A 13,782-nucleotide genomic window follows, 5' to 3' on the forward strand; every position below is an offset into this window, starting at 1 on the left:
GCCTCCACGGACTTTCTGCGCGACTTGTTACGTATGAACCTTTCTTACGTTCCATTACTGCCTCGGAGCCTCGACCAGCTCTGTCAGCACTCCTCCCACATCCTTGGGGTGGAGAAACGCGATTGCGGCACCCATAGAGCCATGACGTGGGCGTTCGTCAATCAACCTGACACCATTTGCGGCGATTTCCGCCATTGCCTTGCTGACGTCCTCCACTCCGTAACCGATGTGGTGTACGCCCTCGCCGCGCTTGGCCAGGAACTTGCCGACGGCCGTCTCGGGGCTCAGCGGTTCGAGCAGCTGCACGTAGCTCGTGCCGCCCTCGCCGTCGGCCACGTGGAGCATGGCCTCGCGGACCCCCTGCGCCTCGTTGACCTCGCGGCTCACCACGACGAGGCCGAACGTCGACTCGTAGAAGGCGATCTTCTCCTCGAGGTTGTGACACGCGATGCCCACGTGGTCGATCCGCAGAAACATTGCCCGGCCCTCCTTGACTATCCGCTGAAGCCTGCTGGGTATGGTGACACCGTCGCCCCCATATCGCGTAGGAGGCCCTCCAATGTCCGGTTCCGTCATCGTCGCCGGAGCTCGCACGCCGATCGGCCGCTTGCTCGGCGCCCTCTCCGGTCTGTCCGCCGTCGAGCTGGGCGGCGTAGCGATCAAGGCCGCACTTCAGCGGGCCGGTGTCGCCCCCTCAGACGTACAGTACGTGATCATGGGGCAGGTCCTCCAGGCAGGCGCGGGGCAGCTTCCGTCCCGTCAGGCCGCCGTGAAGGCGGGCGTCCCGATGAGCGTGCCGTCCCTCACGATCAACAAGGTCTGCCTGTCGGGCCTCGACGCGATCGCGCTGGCCGACCAGCTCATCCGCGCCGGCGAGTTTGACATCGTCGTCGCCGGCGGCATGGAATCGATGTCCAACGCGCCGCACCTCCTGCCGGGTCTGCGCAAGGGCGTCAAGTACGGCTCCGCCGAGATCCTCGACTCGATGGCCTTCGACGGCCTCACCGACGCCTACGACCAGATCGCGATGGGCGAGTCGACCGAGCGCCACAACGCCCGCCTCCAGATCTCCCGCGAGGACCAGGACGCCTACGCCGCCCGGTCCCACCAGCTGGCCGCCGCCGCCATCAAGAACGGCGTCTTCGACGACGAGATCGTCGCGGTCTCCCTCAAGAACGACGAGTTCACCACCGACGAGGGCGTGCGCCCCGACACCACGGCCGAGAAACTGGCCCGGCTGCGTCCCGCGTTCACCGCGGACGGCACCATCACCGCCGGTTCGGCGTCGCAGATCTCCGACGGCGCGTGCGCGGTCGTCGTCATGTCGAAGGCCAAGGCCGAGGAGCTGGGCCTGACCTGGCTGGCCGAGATCGGCGCCCACGGCAACGTCGCGGGCCCCGACAACTCGCTGCAGTCGCAGCCCGCCAACGCCATCGCGCAGGCGCTGGCCAAGCAGGGGCGCACCGCCGCCGAGCTCGACCTCGTCGAGATCAACGAGGCGTTCGCCCAGGTCGTGCTCCAGTCGGCCAAGGAACTCGGCCTCTCCCTCGACAAGGTGAACGTCAACGGCGGCGGCATCGCGCTCGGCCACCCGATCGGCGCGTCGGGCGCCCGGATCGTGCTGGCCCTCGCCCACGAGCTGCGCCGCCGGGGCGGCGGCCTCGGCGCGGCGGGCCTGTGCGGCGGCGGCGGGCAGGGCGACGCCCTGATCATCAACGTCCCCGCGTGAACGACCTCGTCGACAAGGCGCGCGCCGGCAACGTCCGTGCGGTCGCGCGCCTCATCTCGCTGGTCGAGAGCGGCTCCGACGCCGAGTTGCGCGAGGCGGCGAAGCTGCTGAGGGCGCCGGGCCGGGCCCGGGTCGTCGGGCTGACCGGCTCGCCGGGCGTCGGCAAGTCGACCTCGACGGCCACGCTGGTCAAGGCGCTGCGCGCACGGGGCGACCGGGTGGGCGTGCTGGCCGTCGACCCGTCGTCGCCCTTCACCGGCGGCGCGCTGCTCGGCGACCGGGTGCGCATGCAGGACCACGCGCTCGACGACGGCGTCTTCATCCGGTCGATGGCGACGCGCGGTCACCTGGGCGGCCTGTCGTGGGCGGTGCCGCAGGCGCTGCGGGTGCTCGACGCGGCCGGGTTCGACGTCGTCCTCGTCGAGACCGTGGGGGTCGGGCAGGCCGAGGTCGACGTCCGGGCCCTGGCCGACACCACGATCGTGCTGCTGGCCCCCGGCATGGGCGACGGCGTGCAGGCCGCCAAGGCGGGCATCCTGGAGATCGCCGACGTGTTCGTGGTCAACAAGGCCGACCGCGACGGCGCCCAGTCGACGGTGCGCGACCTGCGCAACATGATCGCGCTCGGCGGCGGCGCGTGGCGGCCTCCGGTGGTGCCGACGGTGGCCGTGCGCGAGGAGGGAATCGGCGACCTTCTGAAAGCGCTCGACGACCACGCGCGTCATCTGCGCGAAACCGGAGAGGGAAGGGCCAGACGCCTTGTGCGGGCCCGTGACGAAATCACCGCGATCGCCTTGCGCGCATTGCGGGACAGATTCGGCGATCCGGCCCGTGACCTGCGGCTATATCGCCTCGCCCAAGACGTGTTGGACGGCCTTGCCGACCCTTATACTGCGGCTGACGATTTGATTGCGGAGCTTTGACGTCTTCGAGGTTTCCCAGTCGAAGTTAACCCTCGATTAACTTGGTGTCCCTACGTTGCCAGCCATGAAGTGGAAGCAAGTGGTCAATACGACCCTTGAGGGCGTGACCGGTTATACGATCCAGCGCCAGAAGTTGCCCGTGCGGCCGACTCCGCCGCCGAAGCCGATGGCGCCCCCGATGCCGGCCCGACTCGAGGGCGACGTCGCGCGTCCCCCCGCCGACCTGGAATCAGACCGGTTGTTGCGCGCGCCGGTGTTCATCCTGTCGCCGCCCCGCTCGGGGTCGACCCTGCTGCGGTCGATGATGAACAGCCACTCCCAATTGCACTCGCCCATCGAGACCCACTTCCGGCGCATCTCGACCAACCTGAACACCGACCCGGTCCGCCAGGCCGTCGTGGCGCTCGGCCACAACCAGAGTGACGTCGAGCATCTGCTGTGGGACCGGCTGCTGCACCGGGAGCTGATCCGCTCGGGCAAGCCGACCCTGGTGGAGAAGACCCCCAGCAACGTGTTCGCGTGGAAGCGCCTGTCGATCTGCTGGCCCGACGCGCGGTTCGTCTTCCTGTTGCGCCACCCGCTCTCGATCGCCCGGTCGTGGCACGAGGCCGACCCGGTCAAGCGGCCGATGCACGAGGCGGTGCGGCACACCTTCCAGTACATGAAGTATCTGGAGGAGGCCCGTCACCGCCTGCCCGGCCATGAGATCACCTACGAGAAGCTGACCACCGACCCCGAGAACGAGCTGCGGGCGCTCTGCGCGAGCCTGCGCATCCCGTTCGAGGACGGCATGCTCGACTACGGCCGCCACAACAAGCCGACCGACTTCACCAAGGGCATCGGCGACTGGCGCGACAAGATCCAGAGCGGCCGGGTGCAGCCGGGCCGCGAGCTGCCGGCTCCGGAGGAGATCCCCGAGATGCTCCGCGACGTCGCCGAGAAGTGGGGCTACGTCTAGCACTCGTGGAAAAGGCCCCCGATCGATCGGGGGCCTTTTCGTGTCTCTACGGCTGCGGGCCGTACTTCACCGTGACGTTGGTGAAGCCGAGGGCCTTGAGCATGCCCTCGATGGCCGCCTTGGTGTTCTGGTCGGCGCGGTTGCGCAGGTCGCTGGCCGTGGCCGCCTCGGTGATCTTCTTCTCGGCCAGCAGGTAGAGCTCCTTCTGGTCGGGCGGGTTCGACGACAGGAAGTCCTGGGCGCGGTCGATGAGGCCGCGCTCCTGCGCGTAGACGTAGGAGCGGCTGTTGTCGAGGCTGGGCTTCTCCAGCGCCGCGTGCGGCAGGGTCACGGTGACCGACTTGCGGTCTTCCGAGACCGACACGGCCTCGCCGGTGAGGCCGCCGAACTCGACGTAGGCGTCGACCGTGCCGGCGCCGACGAACAGGGTGCGGGTGCCCTTGACGGCGTCGGGCAGGAAGGCGGCGTCCTTCTCCAGGTCGACGATGACCTGGAAGTTGCCGGTGGCCGCCTGGTAGCGGCTCATGTTCTGGATCGACTGCAGCAGCGCGGGCTGGCTGCGGTCGATGGTCTGCTCCCCGAACGGGTCGAGCCACGTCCAGGCCAGCCGGCCGCCCACCACGAGGAGCAGCGCGACGAACAACAACCCGGCGAGCCAGCGCCAGGCGCGGCGGGGGCCGCGCCTCACGGGGGCCGGGTGAGCGAGCGGTGCGCGAGTCTGTCCGGTCACGGTGGGACATCTTCCCGCAAAGCCCGCCGTTTCACCTCGCCTGTGGGCCAGACATCACCGTGGGGCTCGGCACGGGATGGGTGTACGCCGCCGCGCCGAAGTGGGCGGCCTGCAGGCGGCAGTTGGCGAAGTCGGCGTAGTACATGCGCAACCACTCGCGGCGCTGCTGCTCGGTGAGCACCGCGAACCAGGCCGAGGCGGTCTGGTGTTCGGGGTAGTCGCCCGGCGGGAGCGGCTCGCCGCGCAACCAGGCCAGCACGATCTCGCGGTAGCCGGCCGAGCGTTGCGCCGGGCACGGCCGCGACAGGCGTTCGACGAACTCGCGGGCCGCGCGGTCGGCGTAGCCGGTGTCGAGGTCGTCGACGTGGATCGGCACCACCCCGCCCTGGAGGGTCTCGCCGGTCTTGCGGGAGTGCTGCTCGACCCGGTTGAACGCCGCCGGGGTGCCGCTCAGCCGGGCCGCGATGCCGGTGAAGGTGGTGCCCAGCTCGGGCAGGCCCTCTTTCATGCCGGGGTGGACGCACACCGTGATCGGCCAGTCCTGGCACGAGTAGGCCACCTGGCCGGGGTGGGGACGGTGGTCGGACACCAGCCGGGCCACCCCGATCCCGGCCGTCAGCACCGCCGCCATCGCCGCCGCCAGCGCCACCGAGTGGCGGGTGACGGCGGCCGTCCAGCCCAGGAGCAGGGCCACGCTGAGGCCCAGCAGCCAGAGGGTCTGGTCGACGAAGGCGGTGGTGCTCAGGCCCTCGAACAGGTCGTAGGGCTCGCGGGTGCCCGGCGCGAGCCGGTCGGCCCAGGTGGTGCGGCCGGAGATCCACGTGAAGACGGCGTAGACGGTGAACCCGGCGAGCATCGGCGTGATCGAGTAGGGGATCAGCCAGCCGATGACCCAGCCGAGCACGACGTACAGCACCAGACCGGCCGCGCCCATGGTCAGGCCGCTGGGCAGCAGCTTGCCGGCCTGCTCGTCGGCGACGGCCCGCAACGACAACACCAGCACGGTCGCCCCGAACGAGCCGGTCACGACCGCGAGGATCGCCAGCGGGGCCTTCAGCACCCGCCACGACTCGGGGCGGTTCTTCGACCGGCGTTTGCGCACCGCCACCCAGGCCGCGAACGCGCACGCCACCGGGCCGGTCAGCCGGACCGAGCCGATCACCGCGATCACGATGTTGTCCCAGGCCATCACCCCGGGGATGAGCACCGTCCAGGCCGTCACCAGACCGAGGGCGAGCAGCACGGTGACCGTCACGACCGCGCTCTGCTTCAGCTCCTCGCGTGACACGCCCCTGTGCTCACGCCCCATGTAGGACCCCCCGTCGAACCCCGATAACCATAACGGAGCGTAATGTTTGGGGGGTGCTTCTTCTGGTCAAGGACTGAGTTTGGTCACGGTGCGTGAAGTCCCAAAGCGGACTATCGCCGCGCTACGGTAGGCGCGTGCCCCTCAACCTGCCGTTCGACCCCATCGAGCGGGCCGCCGAGACCTGGCGAGAGCGGTTCGGTCCGTCGTCCGCCATGGCCGCGGTCACCTCGATCATGAGAGCCCACCAGATCCTGATCGCGCAACTTGACGCGCTGCTCAAGCCCTATGACTTGACCTTCGCCCGCTACGAGGCGCTGGTGCTGCTCACCTTCAGCCGGACCGGCGCGCTGCCGCTGTCGAAGATCGGCGAGCGCCTCATGGTCCACCCGACGAGCGTGACCAACACCGTCGACCGGCTGGAGAAGGCGGGCCTGGTCCGGCGCATGCGCAACCCCCACGACGGGCGCGGCGTGCTGGCCGAGATCACCGACGCCGGGCGCGCGGCCGTGCGCGGGGCCACGGCCGACCTGATGGGGGCCGAGTTCGGTCTCGGCATGTACGACGAGACGGCCCTCAAGGAGATGTTCGCCAACCTGCGCACCCTGCGCGTGGCGGCCGGCGACTTCCACGAGTGAGAAAGGCCCGCCCCGCGGTGGCGGGACGGGCCTTTCAGGCAGGGCTGACGGGCTTAGTGGCCCACGGCCCTCAGCGCGTTCACGATGCCCGAACCGTAGAAGCCGTTCCGGAGGGTGTTGCCCTCACAGGTGTGCGTCGCGGTCACGGTGTTGCCCGCCGGCAGGTGGCGGGTGTAGGTGTAGCTGCCGCCGGGCGGGCACGGCGTCTTGACCGCGGTCGCCTTCAGGCGGGCCTCCACCACGTCGGGGTCGAGGCCGAAGCCGCCGCCCCACGTCGGGCGGCCGTACTTGCTGACGATCAGGGCGGCGACGCCGGCGGCGCGCGGCGAGGCCATCGAGGTGCCCTGGAGGTACTGGTAGTAGGCGCAGGTCGAGCCCTTGCAGTCGCGCACCACGTAGTCGACCGTCGGCACGCCGTTCGCGTCGATCTCCTCGTTGGCGCGGGCCAGCGACTCGGGGTAGGCCGACAGGGTCGCCTTCGTCACGTCACGGGTGTTGCCCGGCGTGTCGTAGGTGTCGCCGCCGGGGGCCGCGACGTCGATGTACCCGTTGCCGTAGCTGGAGTAGTACGACTTGCGCTTGCTGATGCCCGTCGAGGCGACGGAGATCACGTGCTCGCCCTCACCCGGCATCGAGATGCAGCTCGGCGGGATGGTGCGGTCGTAGGCGACCTCTCCCGGCTCGCTGGCGAAGTCGGGGCTGCCCGAGTCGACGTTGGTCTTGGTGTAGTCGATCGCCTCGTTGCCGGCCGCGCCCACCAGGGTGACGCCCTTGCGGTGCGCGTAGTTCAGCGCCCGCTGGGTGGCCTTGATGATGGTCGCCTGCTCCGCCTGCGCGGCGGGGGAGTCGGCCGGGTTGTCGACGCAGTTGAACAGCCACGGGTCGATGTAGTAGCTCATGTTGACGACGTCGACGCCGATGTCGCCGGCGTAGGTGAGGGCGTCGACCGAGGGCTGCAGGAAGAAGTAGCCCGAGTCCTGGCCGGCCCGGATGTTGACGATCGTCACGTTCGGCGCGACGCCCGCGATGCCCAGCTTGTTCAGCGGCGAGGCGATCGACGAGGCGACGTGGGTGCCGTGGCCGTCTTCGTCGACGTTCGCGGGGTCGTTGCACGACTGGTCGGGCTCGTCCTCACACGGACCGTCGATCGGGTCGCCGTTGGCGTCGACCGGGACGTCGGTGGTGAAGTTGCGGCTCAGCCGGTTGCTGAAGTTCGGGGCGATGTCGGGGTGGGTGCCGTCGACGCCGGTGTCGAGGATGCCGACGAGGACCCGCTTGTCGCCGGTCTCGTACTTGTGCGCCTCGTTGGCCTTCATCTGGTCGAGGTCCCACTGGGCCTCGTCGAGCGGCTCGGCGGAGGGCTTCTTGCCCCACTTCTTGTTGATCTGGCCGCCGTGGTTGCGGCCTTCCTTCTCAAGGGCGCGCGACTCGACGACCTTCTTGAGCGCGGCCTTGGCGCGCGCGTTGACCTCGGGGGCATGGCCGATCACCCGGTTGTGGGCGACCCCCTCGATCAGCGGGCTGGCCGAGACGGCGGCCGCGAAGCCGGCGTTCGTGGTGCTCACCGTGGCGACGCCGACGGCGGTGTTGACCTTCACGACGGAGCCGCCGGCCGCCTGGACGGCCTTCTGGGCCTCGGCGGTGTTGGCGCCCTCCTTGTAAAGGACGACGTACTCGCTAGCGGTGTCGGCCGCGACGGTCGGCACCTGGGCCTGCGCCGTCGTGGCGGGCGCCGTCAGCGCCGCCGCGGTTAACACCACAGCGGACGCGATGACGATGCTGCGCTTCACTGCCACCTCCCTGTAGGCAGATCTGGGACGCAGCTCATATTTCGGGATGCGGGCTCCCCGTCAAAGCTCTGAGGAATTTCGCTACCAATGTGTGACATTGGGGTGTTGATCTACCTAACTCTGGCCATAACTAGTAGGACGTCCTAGTATCTGGGCGGGAGGTCACATGGACGAGATCAACTCCGGCCGGGCGCGGTGGCAGGCGAGATTCGACGCGGCGCCCAAACGCGACCGCGAATTCCGCACCCTGTCGGGGCTGCCGGTCGACCCGGTCTACGGGCCGACCGCCCCCGATCCGAGGTTCGAGCGCATCGGCTGGCCGGGGGAGTTCCCCTTCACCCGCGGCCTCCACCCCACCGGCTACCGGGGCCGCCCCTGGACCATCCGCCAGTTCGCCGGCTTCGGCAACGCCCAGCAGACCAACGAGCGCTACAAGATGATCCTCGGCGCGGGCGGCGGCGGCCTGTCGGTCGCCTTCGACATGCCGACCCTGATGGGCCGCGACTCCGACGACGCCCGCTCGCTCGGCGAGGTCGGCCACTGCGGCGTCGCGATCGACAGCGCCCTCGACATGGACCTGCTGTTCGACGGCATCCCGCTCGGCGACGTCACCACCTCGATGACCATCAGCGGCCCGGCGGTGCCCATCTTCTGCATGTACGTCGTCGCCGCCGAACGCCAGGGAGTGCCCGCCCGCGCCCTCAACGGCACCCTGCAGACCGACATCTTCAAGGAGTACATCGCGCAGAAGGAGTGGCTGTTCGCCCCCGAACCCCACCTGCGCCTCATCGGCGACCTGATGGAGTACTGCGCCGCCGAGATCCCCGCCTACAAGCCGCTGTCGGTCTCCGGCTACCACATCCGCGAGGCCGGCTCCACGGCCGCCCAGGAGCTGGCGTTCACCCTCGCCGACGGGTTCGGCTACGTCGAGCTGGGCCTGTCGCGCGGGCTCGACGTCGACGTGTTCGCCCCCGGCCTGTCGTTCTTCTTCGACGCCCACATCGACTTCTTCGAGGAGATCGCCAAATTCCGGGCCGCCCGCCGCATCTGGGCCCGCTGGATGCGCGACGTCTACGGCGCGACGACCGAGAAGGCGCAGTGGCTGCGCTTCCACACCCAGACGGCCGGGGTGTCGCTGACCGCCCAGCAGCCCGACAACAACATCGTCCGGACCGCCATCGAGGCGCTGTCGGCCGTGCTCGGCGGCACCCAGTCGCTGCACACCAACGCCCTCGACGAGGTGCTCGCCCTGCCGTCGGCCAAGGCCGCCGAGATCGCGCTGCGCACCCAGCAGGTGATCATGGAGGAGACCGAGGTCGTCAACGTGGCCGACCCGCTCGGCGGCTCCTGGTACGTCGAGGCGCTCACCGACCGCCTGGAGGAGGAGGCCGAGGCGATCTTCGCCAAGATCCGCGAGATGGGGCCCGACGGCACCATGACCGGCGGCATCCTGCGGGGCATCGAAGACGGCTGGTTCATGTCGGAGATCGCCGAGGCGGCCTTCGACTACCAGCGGAAGCTGGAGAAGGGCGAGAAGAAGATCGTGGGGGTCAACTGCCACACCGCCACGACCGAGGAGCCGCTGGAGATCCTGCGGATCAGCCACGAGGTGGAGAAGGAGCAGAACCGGGTGCTGGCCGCCCGGCGCGCCTCACGTGACCAGGCCGCCGTCGACGCCTCCCTCCGCGAGCTCGTCGAGGTCGCGCGGGGGACCGGGAACATGGTTCCGGCCATGCTCGAATGCGCCCGCCGCGAGGCCACCCTCGGGGAGATCTGCGACGTGCTCCGTGACGAGTGGGGCACCTACACCGAACCGCCGCGGTTCTAGTCGTCACGGCGGGAGATCCAGCGGCGCTGAGCGCCATGGACGGCGGGCGCCCGGGGCGGCGGGAGGAGGCCGGAGTAGGCGGAGCCGTAACGGAGCGAAGGTTTTCCGGGGTGCGGAGTGGGAGCCCTCGCCGATGCGGCAGGATTGGGCTTATGGCAGCGGACTTCTCTCGACCCGGATCGCTCTACGGCGCCATCGACCTCGGCGCCCGTAAGCAGGCCCTCGACGCGCAGGCCCGGCGGGAGGCCGCCGCGCAGAACCCGGCCGCCCCCGGCGCGGCGCCCGAGATCATCGACGCTACGGCCGCGACCTTCACGACCGAGGTCGTGGAACGGTCGATGGGGGTGCCGATCGTCGTCGAGGCGACGGTGCCGCGGGCCGCCCAGGTGCAGGAGTTCAGCCGCGCGCTCGAACAGCTCGCCGGCGAGGCCAAGGGCGCCTGGCTGCTGGCCAGGGTCGACGTCGAGGCCAACCCCGAGCTCGCCCAGGCGCTGCGCATGCGCGCCATCCCCACCGTCTACCTGGCCTTCCAGGGGCAGCTCATGCCCCTGTTCGAGGGCCCGCTGTCCGAACCGCAGCTGCGCCAGGCCATCGCGCAGGTCTTCGAGCAGCTCGGCGTGGCGCTGCCGCCGCCCGGCGAGGGCGACGACGAGGCGACCCCGCAGGAACCGGCCGTCGACCCCGACCTGCTCGCCGCCGACATGGCCATCGAAGACGGCGACCTCGACGCCGCCGCCCAGGCGTTCCAGCGGCTGCTCGCCCGCCAGCCCGGCAACGAGGAGGCCAAGATCGGCCTCGCCGGGGTGGGCCTGCTCAGCCGCACCCTCGACCTCGACCCCGCCGACGTGCTGAAGCGGGCTGCCGCCGCGCCCGCCGACGTGGCCCTCCAGCTCCAGGCCGCCGACGTCGAACTGCTCGGCGGTCAGGTCGACGCCGCCTTCGACCGGCTCATCGCCGCGGTCCGCCGGAGCGCCGGAGACGACCGCGACAAGGCCCGCGTCCACCTGTTGAGCCTGTTCGAGACCCTGCCCGCCGACGACCCCTCGGTGGCCAAGGCACGCCGGGGTCTCGCCTCCGCGCTCTTCTGAACCGGGCATATCACCTGCTGGATGGTGGCACGATTGGACGCACACCCAATGCGCAAAGGAGCGGATTGACGTGGCTACCGTGCCCAGCGTGTCCTATTCGATCACCGTCCGTCTGGAAGTGCCCGCAGGGGGCAAGGCGGTGAGCCAGCTCACCCATGCGGTCGAGAACGCCGGCGGCGTCGTCACCGCCCTCGACGTGACCAACGCCGGACATGAGAAGCTGCGCATCGACGTGACCTGCGCCGCCCGTGACACCGACCACGCCCAGGCGATCGTCGACCGCCTGGGCGAGGTCGAGGACGTGGCGATCCACAAGGTCTCCGACCGGACCTTCCTGATGCACCTCGGCGGCAAGATCGAGATGAAGTCGAAGGTGCCGCTGCGCAACCGCGACGAACTCTCGATGGCCTACACGCCGGGTGTCGCGCGGGTCTCCATGGCGATCGCCCGCAACCCCGAAGACGCCCGCCGCCTGACGATCAAACGGAACTCGGTCGCCGTCGTGACCGACGGGTCCGCCGTCCTCGGCCTCGGCAACATCGGCCCCGCCGCCGCCCTCCCCGTGATGGAGGGCAAGGCGGCCCTGTTCAAGCGGTTCGCCGGCATCGACGCGTGGCCCATCTGCCTCGACACCCAGGACGCCGACCAGATCGTCGAGATCGTCCGGGCCATCTCGCCCGGCTTCGGCGGCATCAACCTCGAAGACATCTCGGCGCCCCGCTGCTTCGAGATCGAGCGCCGCCTGCGCGAACTCGTCGACATCCCCGTTTTCCACGACGACCAGCACGGCACCGCGATCGTCGTGCTCGCCGCGCTCACCAACGCGCTGCGGGTCGTGAAGAAGGAACTGCCCGACGTCCGCATCACCCTGGCCGGCGCCGGCGCGGCCGGCACCGCCGTGTTGCGGCTGCTGCTCGCGGCCGGGGCGAAGAACGTCATCGTGTGCGACTACCTCGGCGCCGTCCACCGCGGCCGCGACGACCTCGACGAGTCGCTGCGCTGGATCGCCGAGCACACCAACGCCGAGGGCTACAGCGAAGACCTGCGCGGCGCGGTCAAGGGCGCCGACGTGTTCATCGGCGTGTCCGCGCCCGGCATCCTGACCGGCGACGACATCGCGACGATGAACTCCGACGCGGTCGTCTTCGCCCTGGCGAACCCCGAGCCCGAGGTCTCCCCCGACGACGCCCGCGAACACGCGGCCGTGGTGGCGACCGGCCGGTCCGACTACCCCAACCAGATCAACAACGTGCTGGCCTTCCCCGGCGTCTTCCGCGGCCTCCTCGACGCCCAGGCCGACGGGGTCACCCAGGAGATGCTCCTGGCGGCGGCCCGCGCCCTGGCGGCGGTGGTGTCACCGGAGGAACTCGGCCCCAACTACATCGTGCCCAGCGTCTTCCACCCTGACGTGGCGGGCGCGGTCGCGGCGGCGGTCCGCGAATCGGCGGGCGGCAAGGCCCGCGGCTTCACCGAGGCGTAGGTTCCGGCACGACCCGGGCTTCGCGCAGGCGGCTCGCAGCCTGATTTTGGGCGGTGAGGCTTGGGCGTGACCGCCTCGGGGCGGCTGGGTGTAACGAGACGTTCGGCCCGGTCTGGAATCCAGTCCGGGCCGTCTTCGTTCAGGGCGGGCCGTCTCCGTATAGTCCGGTCGTTTCGTCTAGCGCGGGGTCACCGGGAAGGTGCGGCGGGGCCAGATTCGGGCCAGCCACCAGAAGACGCCGCCCATGATGACCAGGCCGCCCGCTGTGGCGACCTTGCCCCACAGGTCGGCGGGTGGGCCCGTGTAGGGGAGCACGTCCTCGTCGTGGACGCGGTCGCGGTTCCACCAGCCGATGCTCTCGGCCTCGCGCTCCGGGCGGTGGTCGTCTTCCCGGTCCCACCAGTTGTCGTGGCCGCCGTCCCACCAGCCGCCGTGGTGGTCGCCGTGGCGGTGGTGGTCGTCGCGGCCCCACCAGTCGTTGTCGTGGTGATGGTGGTGGTCGCGGTTCCACCAGTTGTGCTCCTCGCGGTTCCACCAGCCGCCGCCGTGGTGGTCGCCGTGGTGATCGCCCCGGTCCCACCAGCCGCCGCCGTGGTGGGCTCCCTGGCCCCATTTGCCGAAGTCGAACAGCCCGTGGTGGCGCTCGCCGCCTTCGCCGCGGTCCTGACCCCATTTGCCGAAGTCGAACAGGCCGTGCTGGCGCTCGCCGCCCTCCTCGCGGTCCTGACCCCACTTGCCGAAGTCGAACAGGCCGCCGCCCTCGCCTCGGTCGTTCTGGTTCTCCTCCCGGTTCTGGCCCCATTTGCCGGGGTCGAACAGGCCGCCGCCTTCGCTGCGGTCGTTCTGGTTCTCCTCGCGGTCCTGGCCCCACTTGCCGAAGTCGAACAGGCCGTGGTGGACGTCGTCGGCGCCCTGGTCGTTTCTGTTCTGGAGGCCGGCCGTGCGGGTGGTGGTGACGGGGCGGCAGGCGTCGATCCAGCGTTCGGAGACCTGTTCGCCGTCGCCGTGGACCTTCAGGCGGGCGCTCCGGGTGATCCGGACCGACTCCTCGACGGTCTCGTTGGCGGCCGACCGGCCGCGGGCGATGACGTCGTTGTCGCGGTAGAGGGTGAACTCGTGGGCGTCGGGGCCCGGGTTGGTGATGCTGACCAGGACGTCACCGGAGGCGCAGTCGATCTTCTCGTACTTCACCTGGAGCGGAGGCGGGGCCGCGGCGGCCTGGGCGGGCAGCAGCAGCGCCGCCATCGGTGTGGCGAGCAGCGCGAACGCCCTGCGTGCCGGTCTCGTCTGTCCCACGGGTCCCCCTCGCCCA

Annotated in this window: 12 protein-coding genes; 7 read left to right on the forward strand and 5 right to left on the reverse strand. The window is 70.2% G+C overall.

Annotation, left to right across the window (positions count from 1 at the left end; translation table 11 throughout):
* Positions 1-54: 54 nt before the first annotated feature.
* Positions 55-477: a methylmalonyl-CoA epimerase gene (gene mce / locus AW271_RS11865; protein WP_062335878.1), complete on the reverse strand. Its 423-nt coding sequence runs from the start codon at positions 475-477 to the stop codon at positions 55-57.
* An 82-nt stretch (positions 478-559) separates the two neighbouring features.
* Between mce and AW271_RS11870 the strand changes: the two genes are divergently transcribed.
* The 3 genes from AW271_RS11870 to AW271_RS11880 all read left to right on the forward strand — a co-directional run bounded on the left by AW271_RS11870 (position 560) and on the right by AW271_RS11880 (position 3,610).
* The gene (locus AW271_RS11870) at positions 560-1,729 is read left to right on the forward strand and encodes an acetyl-CoA C-acetyltransferase (protein ID WP_062335880.1); all 1,170 of its coding nucleotides are present in this window, start codon (positions 560-562) and stop codon (positions 1,727-1,729) included.
* Complete coding sequence (meaB, locus tag AW271_RS11875) at positions 1,726-2,652, forward strand: methylmalonyl Co-A mutase-associated GTPase MeaB (protein WP_062335883.1); 927 nt, start codon at positions 1,726-1,728, stop codon at positions 2,650-2,652. The genes AW271_RS11870 and meaB overlap by 4 nt, the downstream gene beginning before the upstream one ends.
* Positions 2,653-2,716: 64 nt before the next feature.
* Positions 2,717-3,610, forward strand: coding sequence for a sulfotransferase family protein (locus AW271_RS11880; protein ID WP_062335885.1), 894 nt, complete (start codon positions 2,717-2,719; stop codon positions 3,608-3,610).
* A 46-nt stretch (positions 3,611-3,656) separates the two neighbouring features.
* Here the strand turns inward: AW271_RS11880 and AW271_RS11885 are convergent, their stop codons facing one another.
* Together AW271_RS11885 and AW271_RS11890 are read right to left on the reverse strand one after the other, a co-directional pair.
* A complete protein-coding gene (locus AW271_RS11885; protein ID WP_062335887.1) occupies positions 3,657-4,298 on the reverse strand; it encodes a DUF4230 domain-containing protein in 642 nt (213 codons plus the stop codon).
* A gap of 73 nt (positions 4,299-4,371) precedes the next feature.
* Positions 4,372-5,649: a hypothetical protein gene (locus tag AW271_RS11890; RefSeq protein ID WP_062335890.1), complete on the reverse strand. Its 1,278-nt coding sequence runs from the start codon at positions 5,647-5,649 to the stop codon at positions 4,372-4,374.
* A gap of 134 nt (positions 5,650-5,783) precedes the next feature.
* Between AW271_RS11890 and AW271_RS11895 the strand changes: the two genes are divergently transcribed.
* Complete coding sequence (locus tag AW271_RS11895) at positions 5,784-6,284, forward strand: MarR family winged helix-turn-helix transcriptional regulator (protein ID WP_062335892.1); 501 nt, start codon at positions 5,784-5,786, stop codon at positions 6,282-6,284.
* A 53-nt stretch (positions 6,285-6,337) separates the two neighbouring features.
* Here AW271_RS11895 and AW271_RS11900 read toward each other — a convergent pair whose 3' ends face one another.
* Positions 6,338-8,074 carry a S8 family serine peptidase gene (locus AW271_RS11900; protein ID WP_062335895.1) on the reverse strand — a complete coding sequence of 579 codons (1,737 nt, stop codon included), beginning with the start codon at positions 8,072-8,074 and terminating at the stop codon, positions 6,338-6,340.
* 166 nt (positions 8,075-8,240) lie between these two features.
* Between AW271_RS11900 and icmA the strand changes: the two genes are divergently transcribed.
* From icmA to AW271_RS11915, 3 genes are all read left to right on the forward strand, one after another.
* Positions 8,241-9,902: a coenzyme B12-dependent isobutyryl-CoA mutase large subunit gene (gene icmA / locus AW271_RS11905; RefSeq protein WP_062335896.1), complete on the forward strand. Its 1,662-nt coding sequence runs from the start codon at positions 8,241-8,243 to the stop codon at positions 9,900-9,902.
* A 152-nt stretch (positions 9,903-10,054) separates the two neighbouring features.
* Entirely contained in the window at positions 10,055-10,990 is a 936-nt protein-coding gene (locus AW271_RS11910; RefSeq protein WP_062335899.1) for a tetratricopeptide repeat protein, read from the forward strand.
* Positions 10,991-11,060: 70 nt separating this feature from the next.
* The gene (locus AW271_RS11915; RefSeq protein WP_062335901.1) at positions 11,061-12,470 is read left to right on the forward strand and encodes an NAD-dependent malic enzyme; all 1,410 of its coding nucleotides are present in this window, start codon (positions 11,061-11,063) and stop codon (positions 12,468-12,470) included.
* A 177-nt stretch (positions 12,471-12,647) separates the two neighbouring features.
* On the opposite strand, the gene AW271_RS11920 is transcribed toward AW271_RS11915, so the two are convergent.
* Positions 12,648-13,766, reverse strand: coding sequence for a hypothetical protein (locus tag AW271_RS11920; protein WP_062335902.1), 1,119 nt, complete (start codon positions 13,764-13,766; stop codon positions 12,648-12,650).
* Between the last annotated feature and the right edge of the window lie 16 nt (positions 13,767-13,782).

It is taken from the genome of Herbidospora sakaeratensis (genome assembly GCF_001570525.1).
Lineage (GTDB): Bacteria > Actinomycetota > Actinomycetes > Streptosporangiales > Streptosporangiaceae > Herbidospora > Herbidospora sakaeratensis.

Bases quoted from the DNA above. Each gene is read 5' to 3' on its own strand.
- mce (WP_062335878.1), bottom strand. From the start codon at position 477: ATGTTTCTGCGGATCGACCACGTGGGCATCGCGTGTCACAACCTCGAG.
- AW271_RS11870 (WP_062335880.1), top strand. From the start codon at position 560: ATGTCCGGTTCCGTCATCGTCGCCGGAGCTCGCACGCCGATCGGCCGC.
- AW271_RS11880 (WP_062335885.1), top strand. From the start codon at position 2,717: ATGAAGTGGAAGCAAGTGGTCAATACGACCCTTGAGGGCGTGACCGGT.
- AW271_RS11890 (WP_062335890.1), bottom strand. From the start codon at position 5,649: ATGGGGCGTGAGCACAGGGGCGTGTCACGCGAGGAGCTGAAGCAGAGC.
- icmA (WP_062335896.1), top strand. From the start codon at position 8,241: ATGGACGAGATCAACTCCGGCCGGGCGCGGTGGCAGGCGAGATTCGAC.
- AW271_RS11910 (WP_062335899.1), top strand. From the start codon at position 10,055: ATGGCAGCGGACTTCTCTCGACCCGGATCGCTCTACGGCGCCATCGAC.